Genomic DNA, 19,874 nt, shown 5'->3' with positions numbered 1-19,874 from the left:
CAGAGCTTGACGGTAGGCGTTCCCAAGCCAGAGCTTGGGAACGAGGAACGGTAGGCGTTCTCAAGCCGGAGCTCGGGAACGAGGAAAGTTCCGGCTGGGGATCGAGGCATCTGGGAAGTTCGATGTCAATGGCCAACAGAATTGAGCCAGTTTTGGCCATTTAAATTGAGCCACTTTTCCAGGGTTACGATGCTTGATTTAGCTTTGATTTGAGTCGATAACTTTCCCCTCCCAGCATAAAAATGTGTGAATGATGGATGATGCGGTCGACGATGGGTACGGCGACGTTGTCATCGATAAAAAACTCGCCCCAGTTGGTGAATTCCTTGTTGGTGGTCAGGATCACCGAGCGGTATTCGTACAGCGCATTGATGAGCTGAAACAGGTTGTGCATGCCTTGTTTGTTCATCGGCAGGTATCCTAGTTCGTCGATGATCAGCACATCGAATTTGAGCAGTTGGTTGATTTTCTTTTTCAACTCGCCTTTGAGTTCGGCCAGTTCCAATACCTCCATCAAGCCTAGTGCGGTGTTGAAGCTGACCTTATAACCGGCATCAATGGCTTTCAGGCCGATGCCGATGGCCAGGTGGGTCTTGCCGACCCCGGGCGGTCCGATGAAGACCACATTGTCCCGATTGTCGATAAAGCCGAAGTCGAGCAGACTGTTGACTTCCCGTTTACTGATGGTGGTCTGAAAGCGATAATCGAACTCTTCCAGGCTTTTGAGCAAAGGAAAGCCAGCGCGTTTGCGGTTTTGCTCGATGCGCTTGGCGTTGCGCTGGCGCTGTTCATGTTCAACCAAGCTTTCGGCAAACTGCAGGTAGGAACTTTCATGGGTCTCGGCTTGGCCAAGCAAGGTCGGCAAGTGCTCGGCAATGGCCGTCAGGCACAAGCTGCGGTATTGCCTGGCAATCTGATCAATGGATGGCATGGCTCTCTCCTTGGCCAGCCGAGTGGCCATTCAGGGCACGATAACGGGCCAGCGGACATTCTTGCTTGATGGCGGCAGTGGCCTGCTCTGATGGCGGCATCGATAGGGCATCGCTGTCGTCCGAGCGTCCCACAGACTGCCGCCAGGCCTCCAGTCGTTCTTTCAGGCCGCTGGCCGTTAACCGAGGCGTGTCGATCAGTCGCGTCAGCACCGCTTCGGGAATCGCACCCTGCTGTTTGATCTGCTCGGTCAGCACCTGCTTGGCACCGGCCAGCTGGTCTTTGTAGATTTTCGGCGAGCTGGCTTTCAACAAGGCACATAGCTGAGTCACGACCGCCGGAGACGGCAGCAGTTCATGCAAGTCCTTTTCAAGCGTTTCGATGCGTAGCGACATATCTCGGTAATGATGCCGGTTCTTGATAATTTGCCCCTTTTCCAGACACACAGCATGTTCGGCGATCACTTTGTGAGTACTGAGATCGCTGATCTGGATGACGCCGTTAGCTTCATGCACGGCGACACGGGCGCATTGATACGCCATCGGTACCGAGTATTTATTGGATTGCCAGGCGATCAAGCCGGTTTTATCCGCCTTGCGGGTGATGCGGGCCTGGCTGGCGGTAGCGTCAACACAAGACGGCGTCAGGTAAGCCCGCATATGGCCTTGCTCGTTGGCCGCGTAATGTATCGCCGGTTGTTGGCCGGTGGTGCCGTGTCGCCGTTGATTGGCTATCCCGTCGAGCCAGTCGGTCATATGGGCCTTCAAAGCATCCCAGTCGGTAAAAGTCTCGCCATACAAGGCATTTTGTTTGACGTATTTGACCCCGGCCTCGACCTTGCCTTTGCTTTCCGGATCATAACCTTCACAAGCCCGAATCGTGAAGCCCGCTGCCGTGGCGTACTGATGGAAGCGCTGGTTCAAGCGCAACTCGCGAAACACTTCGCTAATGACCACCAGCTTGGTCTGATCGTACACGCACTCTTGCGGCATGCCGCCGAAATAGCGAAATGCCGCATCGTGCTGGCGAATCAGCATCTCGGTATCAATCGGCTTGGCACAGATCGAAACATGCATCAGACGCGAATACGATAGCACAAACACCATGAAATATACCGTCGTCGCCACGCCGCCAATCATCACATCGCGGAGTTCGCCGCCATCGACCTGGCATTGTTCGCCCGGCACCATGTCCAATACCGGCTCATAATAACGCGCCTGCTTAAAGCTAATCTCTTGCTTGAGAGCCTGTATATAACGCCGTACCGAACGGTCGGAAACGGCCAAATCGTCCACTTTGGCCTTCAGTTTGCGCAGCACTTTGACCGCTGACAAGCCCGGATAGGTTTGCAGCAACTGAATAATGTAGTCGCGGTAATCGTCCAGCTTCTTACCACGGGATATCTCTTCCTGCAGGGCACTAATGTCCGCAGCCGACAGCTTCAGGTATTTGCTCACGGTGTTACGGGAAATACCCAATTGACTGGCAATCTGACGCTCGGATAAGCCGTTGCCATCGTTGTATAACGCTTTAATCTGATGGATCACAATCCACTCCTTCATGACGCTCCCTGGAAAAAATTCAGGGACTCTGTCAGATTTATTGGTATAAATAAAGTCTGAAAAAGTGGCTCAAAATTGTTGGCCATTTCTGGCTCAGTTTAATTGACCATTAACATTCGAAGTCACGGTTTCGCGCATAAAAAAACCGCCGCCGGTTGCCCGGGGCGGTTTTTTGGCCCTCGTTCCCAAGCTCCAGCTTGGGAATGCCTACCTCCAAGCTCTGCTTGGCGGGTTTCCTTGCGGGTGAGTGGGTTTGGGCAGCCTTTGTGTTACGTTGCTCCGGCATGGGTTCCCACGGTGGGTGTGGGTTCCGGCGTGGCTTCGTCAAGCTGAGCTTGACGGTAGGCGTTCCCAAGCCAGAGCTTGGGAACGAGGAAAACGCATTCATTCTAGACCTGACCCCTTTTTCCTGTAGGCGTTCTCAAGCCGGAGCTTGGGAACGAGGAATCTGTCCCTGCTTAAATGGAGCAGGGGAAAAGCTAGTCAGGTATGCATATTATGATTGCACTTCAAGACCTATTCTTTAGCGCATTACTCCCTATGCATCACCCCCAGAAGGAGGTCCCTACAGAGATGTCAGGCGCAAAAGATACCCCAATTAACTCAACTTGATCCACTCCCAGATAAGCATCTACCGCTGTATCCAAAACATTTAGAACGCCAAAAGCTACAGACACTGGACCATCGATTTCCAGATCATCCACGAGCATCTGTTGCCATCCTGTTGAGCTGGCAAAATTGATTTGCGAAGAGCTACTTAGTACCCCAATCTGGCCGTCACTGATGTAATAGAAAGCGAAATCATCGTAAGTACCTGATTCATTGTTCACAAAATTCCAGTCAAAACGAATCATTTCAAGGTCTTTAGCAGAGGGAACAGTAAACTTTATGACAGCGCCATTGGTAGCTGTCGATGGAGTCAGGCTGTTTAATGTACCAGCATCCAGTCCGAGAAAGATATCAATCTCTGCGGCTTGGACATTCCTTGATTGAAGCAGGCCAAAGCTGCGCCCCTGAGTGTCAAGGGGAATATCGACATCAGCACCCTCGGCAATAAGGCTGAATTGACCTAACGATTCAAGTTCAGCAGGGATTGAAGTAAAATCAAAGATATAATGGGTCTGGGTTTGGGTCTGCCAGTATGAACCCCCTTTAACCGGATCATCTGCCATATACGAGTCGCCAACTTGCGGTGCTGGGCCAAAGCTGGGGGCTGCTTTTTCCGGGGGCGGGCCAAAGCTGGGGGCATCGCTTTTAACCGGTGGCGGCCCGAAACTGGGAGCTGCTTTTTCCGGTGCTGGGCCAAAGCTGGGGACTGCTTTTTCCGGTGCTGGGCCAAAGCTGGGGGCTGCTTTTTGCGGAGCTGAGCCAAAGTTTGAACTACTGGCTATTGTCGGGCTATTTCCAAAAAAGGCCATGTGTCACTCCTTCAGATTTATGTGTCAATAACAAAAGCCCCGCCCTTTGGATGGGACGGGGCTCTAATTTAATGGAACAGGCTTTAACCCTTCAGGTACCCGGCGTAAAGCCGGGTACCTTCGAGGCATCTCACTTTAAAAGTGGGATTAAGCGAGGACGAAGTTATCAACCGTCAGCTCGGCAGTGACGACTCCAGTCAACTGGGCAATCTGCGAAAGCTCATCAGCATCGACAATACCATCGCCAACAGCACCAACTGTATCATCCCAATACCAGACACCGGTATTACCAGCGCCATCGTCAATCAGGAAGATCAACTGGCTATCAATAGCAAAGTCAGCGTTACGTGCAGTAGCATCTGCTGAACGGAAATCTCCCGCACCATCAGCAAACTGTGTCACGATGGTTGCTGCGTCGGCCGCAACACCCGCCGTGAAGACAATGATGGTGGCATCGTCACCAATGCTAGCTTCAGTGCCTACCGCGATGAACTCATGCCCAGTGGCTGGAGCAGTGTTCGTGTTATCAACAGGCATGGCAGTGAAATCAAGGATATCACTGGCTGCTGCACCGGCTGTGAATTCAGCAATGGTGAAGATGTTGCCATCTGTACCCACCCCTTCAGCAACCGAACCAGCATTTGCGCCGAACTCAAAGGTGCTCTCGTAGAAAATACCACCGGCATCGTAGCTACCGACGAAGTTGCCACTAACAAGGATGCTGTTGAGTGAACCAACATTCTCGAACACCACCTCAGTTACCTGACCGGCTTCCAACAACTCCTGGAAGCCGGCATCGCTCTGGGCGAAACCAAGGGAAGAGCCACCGCTGACGCTGACTGAAGTCACATCACCATTCACATCACGTACGATGTCGAAGTTGACATCCTCCACGATCGGATTGGCAACGAACAACGTGGTTTCAGGGTCAAACTGGCTCAGCACCTCAAAGCTTGCTTCAACAGTGAAGTTGCTCAACACATCGAAGAATGTGCCGTCAAACGCTCCACCCGCTGCAGTTTGCAACGCGGCAACCTGGTTGTTAGCACCATCAAGATCCAGTGCCACTTTCAGATCAACCAGATCATCACTGACGATTTCAATGCGATTCAGGCCAGCCAGATCGGTCAGATCGTCGTTACCTGTTACTTCGACGGTAACAACAGAACCTGTAAGGGTACGGAAGTCTCCGGCTTCAACAGGGTCACCCGCAGCATCGATCACAGTTGGATCAACATCGAAGTCAACCAGGACAGGGTTACCGTCGGCATCGACTACAGTCGCGATACGCGCCTGCTCAGCTGTCATGGTGATGTCTTCAACCAGGCCTTCTTCCAACTGAATCTCAGTGACACCGCGAATATCAGTGATATCGTTGACGATAGAAAGCTCAGCCAGCAGCGCATCATCAACTTCCAGCGTCTGACCTGGGCCAGAGAAGGTGACGTTGTCCAGCGCGTCGAACTGCTCGTCAGTCATCAGGATACGTGCACCTGCGGCCAGCTCAATCTCGACATCAGAGATGTCCAGTACAGCCAGATCACGCAGATCGACTTCACCTTCGATGATCAACTTGCCACCGGATATCACCAGGGCACCGGCAACAAAGTCAGCTCCAACGATGTCATCTCCATCGATGGTTAGCTCGGTGTTAGCACCCAGCTCAAAGTTCCATTCAGGACGGAACTCTGCGATCAGATCAGCCGCGTTAGCCTGAGTGAAGGCCAGCGGATCTTCATTTGCATCTACAAAGCCAAGAAGACCTGCAGCAGTAGTTAGAGCAGTTAGCGCTGCAGTAACGTTTCCCGGAACAACAGGATCCGCTGCCAGAGCGGCGTTGTAAGCCAGGACCGCGGCATTAAAGCCTTGATCATTCATAGTGGCTTGCAGCGTAGCTGAGGCATTACCGGCGGAGGTCAGCAGGCTGAAGTTAGCTTCGTCAACACTGATGATACGACCCAGGTCCAGATCACCGGTGTGCTCAGAAGCATCGATCAGTGACAGGCTATCGGAGTCGATACCACCCGTACTTGCACCTTCAGTATCAAATACAGTGTTACCTGCACCGGTAAGGATCAGGCTATCTGTATCATCACCCTCGAATGCAGCTGAACCACCTGTGAAGGTGAGTGTGGCACCGCCAGTCAGGTTGTTATCAATGTTAACTACGTTGATATCAGGATCAGTGCTATCCAGTGTCTTGATGGTTACATCTGCATCACCATTGACTGTCAAGGTTGCGTCTGATGTTTGACCAGGTGTTTTTGGAACAAAGCTCAAGGTGATGGTTTGAACTGACAGATCCTGTTCAGCATTGATCACGACATCGATCAGATCGTTGCCTGTCGCTACGACATTATTGATGGTGTTGGGATCATCACCCAGCGAGTTGATGGTCAGGGTTTCGAAGCCCTGATCCAGCAGTGGTGCACCACTAATATCAACCGTACCTGTGATAGTCGCATCACCCAACAGGCTGAGACTCAGTTCAGTCAGCTTGAGGCTATCCGGTAACTCATCGTTCAGGTTCTCGAAGACCAGACCGCCGGCAACAGTTACACCTTCCAACACTTCCACATCGCGGAAAGTCGGATTAGCAAAGTTAGCGCCAGCAATAAACTCAGAAATCTGAACAACTGTATTTTCATCCAGATTACCCAGGATCTGCTCAACGTTAGTACCAGCTACCAAGGCCTGAAGCACTTCAAGATCGGTCAAATCGCTGTAGTAGGCCAGGTTCAGACCATCAACAGCAAGAGTGCCGCCCAGCGTATTGAAGTTGACCTGAGAGTCCAGCAGCACAGCAAACGCCAGCGTGACTTTAGAGCCATCGCCTTCAACCACACGGTTATGGGCCTGCGCTTCTGTGGTGAAGATCAGGTTCTGATCTTCGGCCAGCACAAAGCTGAAGCCCTGCGTTTCGCCGGTCAGTTCATGAAAATTATGCGAAGTCTGAACCGATACGAAGTCTGTATTATCAGGATCAGCAATTTCCCTTTCTTCAAACTGAGCGATACCGATATTACCCGTCAGGCGCATGCTATCGACACCCGCTGCCAGGCTGATGCTGCCCATCATTTCGACAGGTACACCGGACAGATTGATGTCGGAAGCAAAGGCTCCTGGGATCGGATCACCATTTGTATCCAGTTCAGGCTCACCCAGCAGGTCGGTGATGTTCAACACACCGAGGCCTGAGAAGCTGCTACCGTTTCCACCATCTACGATCTGCTCATACTGCGCAGCCGTCATATTCACGGTTGTGCCTTCTGGAATCACGATTGCAGTTGCACCGGACAGGTTGGTGTCTGGATGCATAGTGATTTCACCTGCATTCGCAACAAAGGTAACAGTACCCAGTTCAACACCGGCTTCCAGACCGACTGTCGTAATATCAAACTCTTGTTCAGCAAACTGACCAATGTTCAGCGTCGCTGGATCATTTTGAGCTTGTGCAGCCGTACCGGTAAAGGCGATGTTTGCTGTGCCGATGTCCTCAATCTGATCAATGTTCAGAGTGAGATCAGCCAATGGGCCCAGATCGATCTGGTCGATGCCGCTCAGTTCTGTAGAAGAGAGGTCTACGGTCAGGGCAGTAGGATCCCCGGCGCCATCAACATCACTAATCTCCAGAGCCATGACACCTACGACACCAGATCCATCGATAGATTCGAGGTCGCTGTTGGCAGCGATCAGCGAGAGTGTAACGTGGAAATCACTGGTGACGGTCAGATCTTCGAGAACAGAGCCATCAACAGATTTGATCCAGGCGCTGCCGTCTTCGATTGCCAGGTTTACGGTCTCAGCACCGTTTACCACGATGCTTTCTACCACTAAGGGACGCGCTGCCCCTGTAGAGGTGGTGCCCAGAGCTTGACCCTGGTTGTTGATGGCAACATCTACAGTAGCACCATCGAAGAAGTAGTTGGCTTCGATGCTGCCGATGTTGGATTGGTTCGGGTTGGCAAAAGCCTTCGGAATATCACCAAAGTTTTCAAAGCCATCGCCTTCCAGCAGCAGGTTGGTGCCCCAGTTGATCTGGTTGAACGTGACATCACCCAGACCACGGAAACCGAGGACTTCAAGGCCTTGCGTGGTATCACAAACATTGAAGGTGTAGGTTTCGCCGACAGTTCCCAGAACTACGTAGGTTTCGACACCGGAAGACTTGAGGCCGCCATTGGCATTGCCTAAACTGTCATCACCAACTTCCTTACCGTCCTCAATGACCACGTTGATACGGGTATTAACATCGGGGTTACCGATAATCTGGCCCCAGTCGCTCGGATCGTTTCCATCCGTGATGTTCTGGAAATCGAGAATGGTCAGGCCATTGAGATTGCCGGTCAGGCCGGAAAAATCGATGGTGTAGTTATCTAATAACATTTCCAACGGTGCATTAAAGGTAATATCACCTGCACCTTCGATGATCAAGGTGGTTGCATTGGTTGAGAAGGCATCGTCATCTGACAGTGCATTGGCACCGATGGTGATTCCACCTGTGGTATCAATGGTCAGGATGTCAGTGTTGGTATCGGGCGCCGGGCGCTCAAAACCGTTTGGATCACGAATAATGGAGATATTTTGGTCTGGTGTAAGACCGTAATTGGCAATCGTACCACCAGTATCGTAGTCAGATTGATCTTCAGGATCAAAGCCCAGACCCGCACCGGTGATCACCAGGTGACCAGCCATAGTTGCATCGATGCCTTCAAAAGCTACATACTTATGCAGTTCTTCAGCGGTCATTTCAAGGCTTGCACCTTTAACAACATTGAAGGCCAGCTTAACATCACTGCTCAGTGCCGAAAGATCGATCAGATCTGACAGAACCGTACCCGCTTCGGTGATTTCGACTGACAGAACTGCGATAGTATTATGGGCTGCGGTGAACACACCGGCATCCATGGCTTCTACTTGGGTCTGAGTCAAAACCAGGTTGCCAGCGGCTGCGGGACCTGCATTCAGTACAAAGCGGTCAACGCCAACAACATCGGCCTTACGCAGATCGGCGGTGGCTGTCACCACAACTGTCAAATTATCACCGGTGATCACTGAGCCAGCGCCAGCACTCAAAGTATCGTCGGTCAAGAAAACGGTGTCGCGGCCAGCACCGGTGTCGATGTCAAGCAATACGCCTGCAGCAGTGCCGGAGATCTCGATAACGTCACGACCTTGTGAGCCTTTGATGGTGACTTCGTCAAGAACCGCAGAAAAGCCGATTTCATTGGATAGGCTGCTACCGTCTGCAACGCTGTCGACCTTGAGGCGAATACCACCGGTATTAGCAGAGGCATCGATATGTACTTCGCCAAAGGCGAATGCGAGGGCGTCATCAATAACCAACTCTCCGGTACCGGTGATGGTGAGTTCGCGCAGGAAACTACCGAAATCAACAGATTCCAAGACGTTCAGACGACCTTCGGAAAGCAGATTCACGGTACCGGCATTATGACCCAGCACCAATTCACCCCCCCCCTCACTATCACTCATCGTGACATTGGCAAATTCCAGGTTGATCGCATTACCCAAGCCGCGACCATAGAACAAGTTTACGTCTTCGGTGAAGTTGCCTTCTAGACGGGCGACCGCATCGGCTTTGATACCGACCAGGTAGAGGTCGCCTAAGGCATTTGCGCTACCGGGAAAGCGTGCTTCGTTAATGACCAGTCTTTCTAGGCTAGTGGCCCGGCTCAAGTCAAGAATGCTATCATCGCCATCCAAATTCGTAGGAATTGGAAAATTAGCAAAATAGTCGCCTTCGGTGTCGCTGAAAATTGTTTGATCGAAACTGTAGACATTCGGGAGGTTTTGTACGTGGATCTCTTGGATGTTCAACAGTTGGAACGGCTGCGCAAAGAAGCCTTTCATGTCGACTTCCAACGTGTTGTAGCCCCCGCCGCCGTCGATGTAGGCGCCGTGCAGCAATTCAGGACGACCGGCGATGATGTGGTTGTCGGCATCGGAGGTAATGCCGTTTTCAAACGAACCGCCGTTGTTTTCGGTCGGCGTTAGCACGATGCCGGTTTGAATGACATCATCGTTTTGCTTCAAATCAAATATAATATTGGTATACAGCGCCACTGGCGTATTTACGCTGAACAAAAATTCTTCGCCATCGACCATACCGATGTTGATATCAGAATTACTGTCCGAATCGCTGATCGCGATATTGTCGATGTTGACGGTCAATTGACCGTCTTCCATCCAGCCTAGTCGATTTAGATCTAGTTTCAGTACGTCTTGCATGAAATCGATGGCCAAATCGGCATCGACATTGTTCCATTTTAACGTAGCCGTACGCTGAGTCGGAATCTCAGTAAGCGTTAAGGTCGTGATGCTAGGATCGGCCGGAGGCTTGGGAGTCGTGGGATCTTCGACCGGCGCTTCTTCGACCGCTGTCTCGGACAGAGCAGACATTGCATTTAGCAATTCAGATCGATTGAGGCGGCCATTGCCATCCAGATCAAACTCGGCCAATTCGCCTTGTTTAACCAGTTTTCTCAATTGCTGTTTAACCGCAACCCTGCTCATAAGCCAGTCTGCTACTTGCTCAGGTGTGTGGCCGCGATTTTCCAAGCGGTTAATTATCCGATTGGTCAGGTTGTTGGTTTGTCTTATGTTAAACTCAAGCCCATAGGACCGTAAGGTCTCCATATAGGATTGAGCGATATCCACTGAGAGTGTTGCCATGTTAAATCTCCAATTGAGGTTTTCGCTTTTTGTTAGAAAGAACTCTAGACACGTTTTGATACGCACTGAATTTTGTATGCACTATACCTTGATCAGCCTTTCTAAGTAAAGAGCTGGACTGAGTTGATAGCTTACGGTGCTTGAGTATAGAGAGTTTTTAATAATTTTTCTAGGGACCGCCCTTATTTTGGGTGAAATAATGCTTAAAATTTGGCTTTCTATTACTATGATTGAAGTATTTTAGTGTAATTTAAGTTTTATATATTTGATTTAATTAAAATGTTTTTTCATTGTTTATTTATCGATATATCGATTCCATAGCTGAACTTTTTGTTGCCCTTATGCCGGACGGGGGTTGTCGCCCATACGCATAAAGCTAACAAAGATTCTCGCTGATAAATCGCTAGCGACCGCTTTCGGCGAGTCTAAACAACGTAGCCCGGATGGAGCATGGCGCAATCCGGGGAGTTCGGAGCCAGGCCATTCCCGAATTCCGCTACGCTGCCGGGCTTCGTGCCGTAGGGGCTTCGAGTCCGTTTGTTTTGTCGATTAGCGACACGACTTCGATTTATCGCGACGTAGGCGTCGCTCCCACAACACTTTCTTTGCCGCCCTTATGCCGGACGGGGGTTGTCGCCCATACGCATAAAGTTAACAAGGTTTCTCGCTGATAAATCGCTACCGACCGCTTTCGGCGAGTCTAAACAGCGCAGCCCGGATGGAGCATGGCGCAATCCGGGGAGTTCGGAGCCAGGCCATTCCCGAATTCCGCTACGCTGCCGGGCTTCGTGCCGTAGGGGCTTCGAGTACGTTTGTTTTGTCGATTAGCGACACGACTTCGATTTATCGCGACGTAGGCGTCGCCCCCACAACACTTTCTTTGCCGGGCGGGTTGTAAAACGATGCCTCGCCGCTCTGCGATTAAACCCGATTCGTGGTAAATTTATACGGACTTGCGCCCATTTAGAATGTTAAAGCATGTATAATTCGTTTCTTGAACAACGTCAAATGGAGTAACGATGAACCGCTGGCAATTATTAGACACTAAAGCCCACAGCCAAGCCGGCTGGCAAAAATTTACTCATTACGCTTTTGCTAGCCAGGACGTTTATTGTCCGATTTTAATGGCTGAGCTGACTCAAACCTTACCTTATTATTCTTTAGCTTTTCTTCCGGTATCGTCTACCGAACCGGTTAAGTTTCAATTGGTCGCTTTATTGGGCCTACGTCCGAACCGTAATGTCTATCTGGACAAACACGGCAAATGGTTAGCGCCCTATGTTCCGAGTTATTTCCGCGGCTACCCGTTCAGCCTGTTGCCGGATGAACACGGCAAAGCGGCTCTAGCCGTCGATATCACCAGCCCCTTGTTGCATAACCCGGCCCAGCCAGAAGACACCTTACTTTATCAGGAGAGTGGCGAATTAACCGAGGCAGCAGGGCAAATTCTTAATTTTTTGACGCAACGCTTGCAAAACCAGCAAGTGACGCAAGTTTTGACCGATGCCCTGCAGCAAGCCGAGTTGATTCAGCCTTGGACTATCAGTTGGCAGCCCAATTCTAATGACGCCGATCCGGAAAAAGCCAAGAAACAGCAAAATTTAGGCGGCTTTTATCAGATCGACGAGGAACGTTTGCGCTCATTAAGCCCGGAAACGTATCAAAGTCTTGCCAAAAACAGCGCACTAGGCCTGGCTTATGCTCAGCTTTTCAGTCAGGCCCGACTGCAGGATTTACGTTATCGTGAACACAAGGCGCTTAGCGATGCGCAACCGACCCCTTCTCTGGATTTCGATGCGCTGTTCGGTACTAAGGACGATACTTTGAAGTTTAATTTTTAACCCTGACCCGCGCACTCTGTCGCAGGCTTTTTATTGATCTTGAAACCGGACCAATGCCTTTGCCGGGCGGGTTTTATAATCTCGGCCGGAACGTTTCGACTATGACCTAGACAGGCTGATATGTTGGGGAGCGGGTTGAATAATTCACTCCAGGCAGAAAACATAATCATGCGACCATGATTCCACTATCACGCATTTACAACTTAACTAAGGAGACTTAAATTCATGAGTGAAGCAAACAAACAAATCGTCACTATCAACGGCATTGAATACGATTTGAACGATCTGTCTGAGAATGCCAAAAATCAGATTAATAATCTGCGGGTAACTGACGCTGAAATTCAACGCCTGAATACTTTGCTGGGCATTGCACAAACGGCTAGAGCGGCCTATGCTCGGGTTTTGAATGACGAACTGGCTAAAGACGGTAAAGAGATCTACCCTGCATCCGGCATGGCGAATTAGGTCAATTTTAAGCCAGGTTATGCTGCGTACTTCCGGCGCCGTAGGATGGGTAGCAGCGAAGCGGAAACCCATCGCTTTGTTTGAGGGCAGTTACGGTTAAGATAACGCCGCCCATGGCCCTGCCCGCGATTTGTTAAAATGACTTTCGTGGCGTTCTATGGTGGGTTTCGCTTTGCTCTACCCACCCTACATTAGCCGTCTACCCAACTTCCGGCGCCGTAGGATGGGTAGCAGCGAAGCGGAAACCCATCGCTTTGTTTGAGGGCAGTTACGGTTAAGATAACGCCGCCCATGGTCCTTCCCGCGATTTGTTAAAATGACTTTCGTGGCGTTCTATGGTGGGTTTCGCTTTGCTCTACCCACCCTACATTAGCCGTCTACCCAACTTCCGGCGCCGTAGGATGGGTAGCAGCGAAGCGGAAACCCATCGCTTTGTTTGAAGGCGGTTACGGTTAAGATAACGCCGCCCATGGTCCTGCCCGCGATTTGTTAAAATAACTTTCGTGGCGTTCTATGGTGGGTTTCGCTTTGCTCTACCCACCCTACATTAGCCGTCTACCCAACTTCCGGCGCCGTAGGATGGGTAGCAGCGAAGCGGAAACCCATCGCTTTGTTTGAGGGCGGGTACGGTTATGATAACGCCGCCCATGGCCCTGCCCGCGATTTGTTAAAATAACTTTCGTGGCGTTCTATGGTGGGTTTCGCTTTGCTCTACCCACCCTACATTCCTTTATTGAAACTCGGTCCGCTGTCTCCCCGCGTTGGAAACGTATAAAAAAATTCCATTTTTTATAGCCATTTAAAGACGGCTAAACTATTCTAAATCTACGCATTGCACTCGCACTCGAATTCTTCGGTTTTTTACCCCTATCCCCAGCCCTCCTAGCATGCTGGGTGAGAACCTATGATTTCTATGTTTGACTAGCGAAGGGTAAAGAAATTTCTTCATCTAAATTAAAGAGGCTAATTGAATGTCAACAATTCCAACCGACGGCAGAGATATTTTTTATGTGACCCCCGGCAATCAAACCATCGATGGTAAAGCCGGCCTCGATGTCGTTTTCTTCAATGGCAGCTCCACTGACTATACTATTGAAGTTAATGAAAAAGAGGTGATTGTCACGCATATCAATGGGAACGACGGATCGAACCGGTTAATCAATATCGAAAAAATTCATTTTTATGGCGATAACAAACAAATACTGCTATCGCAAGAAACCCTAGTCAACACACTAACGGCCGGCACTCAGCAGGCGTCTACCGTGCTGGCGTATCCCGACGGCGGCTTCATTAACTTTTGGCAAGGGCCAGACGGCTATTACTTTCGAAAGTTCGACACGAATGGCAGAGGAATTGGGATCGAGCAAAGAATCCTTTCGGGAATCGGCGAAGGTGCCAATGTTAGCCCGGCATTATTTTCCGACGGCAGTATCGTCCTGGCCTGGTCGGCACCGGATGCCGACGGCAGCGGGGTTTACGTGCAATTGTTCGATGCCGACGGCAAATCGCCTTCTAACATATTTCGTGCCAACGATACTATAACCGACGACCAAGACTTACCTGCCATAGCGGTGTTGCAAAACGACCGTTTCGTCGTAGCCTGGAGCTCTAGCAATCAAGGCGATTCTTTACAAAACGGCGTTTCAATGGGTAGCACGCCTAATCAAACCGGCGTATTCAGTCAACTTTTCGATAAATTCGGCAACCCGTTAGGCTGGGAAACCAAAATCAGCGACTCGGGCGGATCGGATGCCTTTGTCACGGCGCTTGCTGACGGAGGCTACGTCATTGGCTACGAAGCGATCAGCGCCATAAGCGAGCAAATGCTGATTTTTGCCAAACGCTTCGATAACGACGGGCAATTTAAAAACTTTTTGACTGCCGATGACAGCGGTATCGCCATCAACGCGACCTTTGAAACTACAGATCCTCTGGTGGGTAACCCGGATTTTAACGAACTGGCAAGCGCGCAGAAGTTTCCGACCGCCGCACAGCTAAACAACGGTAACATTGTCGTGGTCTGGCAAGCGCCTCGCGATGTTTATCCCATTCTGGATGATCCTCTCGATGCGCATGATTTCAGTATTGTTGCACGCATCTACAACGCAAACGGTCAGGTTTTGACCGATGAAATCGAGGTCAACACCTTCACAACCTACGACCAAACCCACCCGACGGTCGCGGCGCTGACCGGCGGAGGATTCGTCGTGGTCTGGCAATCCATGCTACAAGACGAAAGTTATTGGGGCGTCTACGGTCAACGATTTAACGCCAACGGCACTAAAGTGAGCGGGGAGTTTCAAGTCAACACTACCGCGCACGATTCGCAACAACAACCGACCGTCATCGGTTTGAGCGACGGCGGCTTTGTCGTATCTTGGGAAGCCGAATACCAAGACGGCCATCAACAAGGCGTATTTCAAGACGGCGATGCCGCCACCGAAATCGTCATGCAACGCTACAATGCACAAGGTATTCCGCTAGGCCGTTCACTGTCCGGCGGTAGCGGGGACGATACGATCATCGTCAACGGTGCAATCGGCGTCGACCTAAGCGGCGCAGCCGGGAACGATGAATTGATCGGGGGCGATGGCAACGATGTCATTCGCGGAGGTCGCGGCAATAATATTTTGAACGGCGGAGCCGGGGACGATATTTTAATCGGTGGGCCCGGCAACGACATTTTTATCGGCAGTCCCGGCAATAACACGATTATCGGCGGTGGAGGCTCCAATATCTTGAAATTGGAGGGATCGGTCAACGACTATGAGTTAAGCGGTGCGCCGGGCAACTACACGTTACTTGGCGAAAACCAAACTTATACGATTCGAGGCGTCGGCTTGCTGGAATTCAGTAGCGGCGAAATTATTCCTCTTGTCGGCGATGTTGACCAAGGAGGCAGCCCGGGAATCGGCATTACTGTAGAAGATAGAGACACGACTACCGCGAATGTTCTGACCGGCACCGATTTCGACGATATTTTGATCGGCGGCAATATTAGAGGCGAACCTGATATTCTACAAGGCGGCCTGGGCAACGATTTGTATATCGCGCTAGGAAACCGGCTCGTTATATTCGATACCGGAGGCAATAATACTTTAGAGGTCGCGTCCGGTATTGATTTGAGCCAACCACACAGAGGCCCGATCAAGGGACTGGAGTATATTGACAACGTGACGCTGACCGGAAATCGTAATTTAAAGCTAGTCGGCAATGACGACAATAATATCTTGAAAGGCAACGACGGCAATAATAGGATTTTTGGCGGAGGCGGCGACGACATTATCTACGGCGGCTTAGGCCGTAACAGACTAAGCGGCGGGCCGGGAACGGATACGTTTGTTTTCGATACGCAGCCGGGCCGGCAAAACCGAGACTTTATCATTGATTTTTCGAACGATATCCTTAAATTTAGTTCGGCGATTTATTCAGGCCTAGATCCAAATGAAGACGGCAATATCAATTTTATTAGCGCCCCCGGTTTAAACAGGGCTCACACGAATACGGCTTCGTTTCTCGTTTACAACACTAAAACCGGTATTCTTTATTACGATGCCGAAAACAGCACCAGAGCGGAGCCTATCGTCAAGGTGGGGATTGTTGATGAGGGTACCTTTACCGCGGCTAATTTGACTGTTGCCGACTTTGAGTTTTTTTGAGATTTTTGAAGAATGACTTTCCGATTGGACTCTTAGGAACAAGCATACTCGCTTTATCCTATATCTTTCGCTCTTCACGTTTCGGCGATGCTTAAGGAGGCCCGGAGCATAAGTTTCAAGCTAAAAACGGCCAACCCGGGTCCGCTCTTTCACAAGTTGCTTAAAGGGCGTAACCCGTGGCTCTGAGCTTCCCGGATTGCGCCACGCCCCATGTGGGGGCTACGAAGCAAAGCGAAACCCACCATGGAATGCCACGAAAGTCATTTTAACAAATCGCGGATTTGGTCATGGGCGGCGTTATTATAAGCGTAAATACCCTCAAACAAAGCGATGGGTTTCCGCTTCGCTGCTACCCATCCTACGGCATCGTAAATTTGATAGGCAGTTAATGTAGGATGGGTAGAGCGGAGCGAAACCCATCATGAATACATGCTCGAATTTAGCTTTTTATTCGGTGCCTTGCATGTTCCGCGAATTTTTGATTTCGCGTAAGACTTTTTCCATGGTTTCGTCGTCCCACTCCATTTGCTGCTCGTCTTGCGGAATTTGCGCCATTTCTTGCGGCGGTGCGTCGTGTCGGCTTGGCTGGGTCGCGTTCAGCTTCTCGCCGTTCGCATGCGGAAGGGCGACGGTCGACATCGGCTGGGCATTAACTTCTTGCTCGGTCACATCCAGCCATTCGTTGATTTCGAATATATTGTTTTCGTTGACCGATCCTATCGATCGTAAAAAACGGATTCGGTTTTTGATGTAGGTATAGCGCGCAATCGATAAATCCCGCTTGGACATATATTCGCTTTGCTGCGCTTGGATCAGGTCGCTTACGGTGACGACACCGTAAAAAAGACCCCGTTCCATGGACTCCCGGGACTTAACCGACGATTCCAGGGCTTTTTGGGCGGCCTTGATATGTCTAACGCTGGCGTTTGAGCTGAGAAAAGCATCGCTAGTTTCTTTGACCAAAGCGCGCAAAGTCGCTTCGTTGTCGTTTTTGCTTTGCTCTAATCTGTGTTGCGCCTCAAACAGTTGATGCGTGGTGGTGCCGCCGGAGAATATCGGAACATTAATATTGATCGCAGCCACTTGCGTTTGAATCTGCGGTGTCTGGGTACTTTGGAAACCGGTGTCGGTATCAAAATAGTTTAGTTGCAGATCGACGACCGGCATGTATTTCGATTTCTGCACGGCGACATTGTTTTCGGCCGCTTCAATCGCGATGGTTTTGGCCATCATTGCCGGATTTTGGCTTTGGGCCATGGCTATCCAATCTTTTAGGTCGCCTTCTATCTTTTTGAACTCGACATCGTCTTGCAAGCCATAGGGTTGGTCCGGTCTTACGCCGGTCAATTCGCGGAGACTTTCTTCGGCCTTGACGAGTTCAGATTCAGCCATGATTTCTTCGGCCGCCAGTTGGTCGAGCCTGGCTTCTAGCGCATATACGTCGGTTATCTTGAGCATTTGTTTGGCGTATTGCTTGCGCACTTGCTCCAGCTGTTTTTTTGTGGATTGTTTTTCACTGCGGGTAAAGTTGAGTTCGTCATTCGCCTGCAACCAATCGAAATAGCGCTCCACGACTTTATACATCAATTCGTTTTGCGCTTCGATCGCTTCCGCCGCGTATTGATCTTCCACCTTAGACGCCCTGCGCCAATCCCAAAATTTGGCGAAATCTACCAGCGTTTGGTTGAGCGATAAAAAATAGCGCGTACCCGGGTAGCTGTTGTTGATAGCCCCGCCTTGAGCAAATATTTTTTGTTCGTTTTTCGACCAGTTAGCTGTGCCGTTGATCTGCGGCAGCATTTGGCCTAACGCTTGGCCTTTTTGCGCCGAGCCGATTTCGGCCTGCAGACGCGCCGAACGCAGTTGCGGGTCGGCCTCGAGCGCTTGGCGGTAGATGGTCAGTAAGTCTTCGGCGCCAGCGTTATATGTGCTTGCAGTAAGCAAGCACAGTAAGCCGTGTTTCAGTTTATTCATCGGGTTAATCTTCAATGAATGAGCGCGCAATGGCATTGGTGATCGGTTGCGACAGATATTCAACCAAGGTTCGCTCACCCGTGTTGATGAGCACTTCTACCGGCATGCCCGGCAACAATTGCAGCTCGCCCAGATCTATTTGACTTTCCGGAGTCAGCTCGATATGCGCCTGATAATAGGATTCTCCGGTTCTTTCATCGATAAAACTGTCGGCGGACAGATGGATAACCTTGCCTTCCATTTTTGGCGTCGTCGCTTGCTTGAATGCGCTAAAACGCACTTCCGACTGTAAGCCGACGCTGACTCTGTCGATATCGAGCGGCGATACTCTGGCTTCGATAATCAGTTCGACGTCTTTCGGAACGATGTCCAGGATCGGATCTCCGGGGACGATGACGCCGCCCTCGGTATGCACCGATAGCCCTAAAACCATGCCGGTCGCCGGCGCTTTGATCGCAATCCGATCGAGTTTGTCCCGGTTGGCGGTGACTCTTTCTTCGGCGTCGTTTAATGCGGCCTTGGCTTCGCTCAGTTTGGTGACGACATCTTGTTGAAATTGTTTTTGGGTTTGCAGTATTTGTAAACGGGTTTCGCTAATCTGTATTTCATTGGTTGCCACTTCAGACTGTAATTGAGCAATTTCGCCGGTTTGCTGAGCATGGCTGCGCTCAAGGTCGCGCAGGCGTTGCCGATCGGCAAAGCCTTCCGCCAGCAATTCCTGTAAGTCTTTGATCTCTTCGGCATAGGATTTGACTAAAATCTGTTTGCTGGCAATCTGACTTCTTAAGCCGTTGATCTTGCTTTTGATTTGTCCGATTCGCTGTTCCAGCACGGCAATTTCGCCTTGGTAGGCATTTTTTCGGGCACGAAAGACGTTGCGCTCGGCTTGGGTCGCTTCTATTGCTCTAGGGTCGACCGGCGTTTCGAGAAAGTCGGGAAAGACGATTTCGGGAAGCAGGTCTCGCTCTGCCTCAAGCCTTGCGACTTGTGCGGCCAAGGCGATTTTTTGGCTGTAGGCGATGCCAAGTTGAGCCTTGATTTGAGTATCGTCCAGGATTACCAGCAACTGCCCCGCTTGGACCAGGTCGCCGTCTTGGGCCAGAATTCGGTCTACAATGCCGCCGTCGAGATGTTGCACGGTCTTTTTGTAGGATTTGACCACGACGACTCCGGTCGCGAGGGCGGAGCTGTCTAAAGGCGCTAAAAACGCCCAGCCGCCGAATACCCCGAATGTCGCCAGGACGATAATAGCGCCAATCAGGCGAATCGGTTTGTCGTCGGTATGTAAGGCCGTGGGTTCGGCGTTAATTAATGCGGAATTTTCGCTCATAG

Annotated in this window: 9 protein-coding genes; 3 read left to right on the top strand and 6 right to left on the bottom strand. The window is 50.7% G+C overall.

The features are described 5' to 3' along the window. Positions 1-184: 184 nt before the first annotated feature. From istB to MEALZ_RS04725, 4 genes are all read right to left on the bottom strand, one after another. Positions 185-931 (bottom strand): IS21-like element helper ATPase IstB, encoded by a 747-nt coding sequence (istB, locus tag MEALZ_RS04740; RefSeq protein WP_014146713.1) that lies wholly within the window; start codon positions 929-931, stop codon positions 185-187. Beyond that, positions 918-2,477: an IS21 family transposase gene (istA, locus tag MEALZ_RS04735; protein ID WP_014146712.1), complete on the bottom strand. Its 1,560-nt coding sequence runs from the start codon at positions 2,475-2,477 to the stop codon at positions 918-920. The genes istB and istA overlap by 14 nt, the downstream gene beginning before the upstream one ends. 560 nt (positions 2,478-3,037) lie before the next feature. Further along, positions 3,038-3,910: a hypothetical protein gene (locus tag MEALZ_RS04730; protein ID WP_014147467.1), complete on the bottom strand. Its 873-nt coding sequence runs from the start codon at positions 3,908-3,910 to the stop codon at positions 3,038-3,040. Positions 3,911-4,057: 147 nt separating this feature from the next. Further along, positions 4,058-10,603 carry a beta strand repeat-containing protein gene (locus MEALZ_RS04725; protein ID WP_014147466.1) on the bottom strand — a complete coding sequence of 2,182 codons (6,546 nt, stop codon included), beginning with the start codon at positions 10,601-10,603 and terminating at the stop codon, positions 4,058-4,060. A gap of 1,019 nt (positions 10,604-11,622) precedes the next feature. Between MEALZ_RS04725 and MEALZ_RS04720 the strand changes: the two genes are divergently transcribed. The 3 genes from MEALZ_RS04720 (at position 11,623) to MEALZ_RS04710 (ending at position 16,568) form a co-directional block, all read left to right on the top strand. Further along, a complete protein-coding gene (locus MEALZ_RS04720; protein WP_014147464.1) occupies positions 11,623-12,444 on the top strand; it encodes a SapC family protein in 822 nt (273 codons plus the stop codon). Between the two features lie 225 nt (positions 12,445-12,669). Beyond that, complete coding sequence (locus tag MEALZ_RS04715) at positions 12,670-12,909, top strand: DUF6447 family protein (RefSeq protein WP_014147463.1); 240 nt, start codon at positions 12,670-12,672, stop codon at positions 12,907-12,909. A 971-nt stretch (positions 12,910-13,880) separates the two neighbouring features. Continuing rightward, positions 13,881-16,568: a calcium-binding protein gene (locus MEALZ_RS04710; RefSeq protein ID WP_014147462.1), complete on the top strand. Its 2,688-nt coding sequence runs from the start codon at positions 13,881-13,883 to the stop codon at positions 16,566-16,568. A gap of 447 nt (positions 16,569-17,015) precedes the next feature. On the opposite strand, the gene MEALZ_RS04705 is transcribed toward MEALZ_RS04710, so the two are convergent. Next, positions 17,016-18,542 (bottom strand): TolC family outer membrane protein, encoded by a 1,527-nt coding sequence (locus MEALZ_RS04705; RefSeq protein WP_223842350.1) that lies wholly within the window; start codon positions 18,540-18,542, stop codon positions 17,016-17,018. 4 nt (positions 18,543-18,546) lie between these two features. Continuing rightward, positions 18,547-19,872, bottom strand: a complete 1,326-nt coding sequence (locus MEALZ_RS04700) for an HlyD family type I secretion periplasmic adaptor subunit (RefSeq protein ID WP_014147460.1) — start codon at positions 19,870-19,872, stop codon at positions 18,547-18,549. Positions 19,873-19,874: the final 2 nt, after the last annotated feature.

Origin of the sequence: Methylotuvimicrobium alcaliphilum 20Z (genome assembly GCF_000968535.2) — a bacterium.
Lineage (GTDB): Bacteria > Pseudomonadota > Gammaproteobacteria > Methylococcales > Methylomonadaceae > Methylotuvimicrobium > Methylotuvimicrobium alcaliphilum.
The sequence above is the reverse complement of the archived record's forward strand: the minus strand, read 5'-3'. Positions and strand labels throughout refer to the sequence as shown.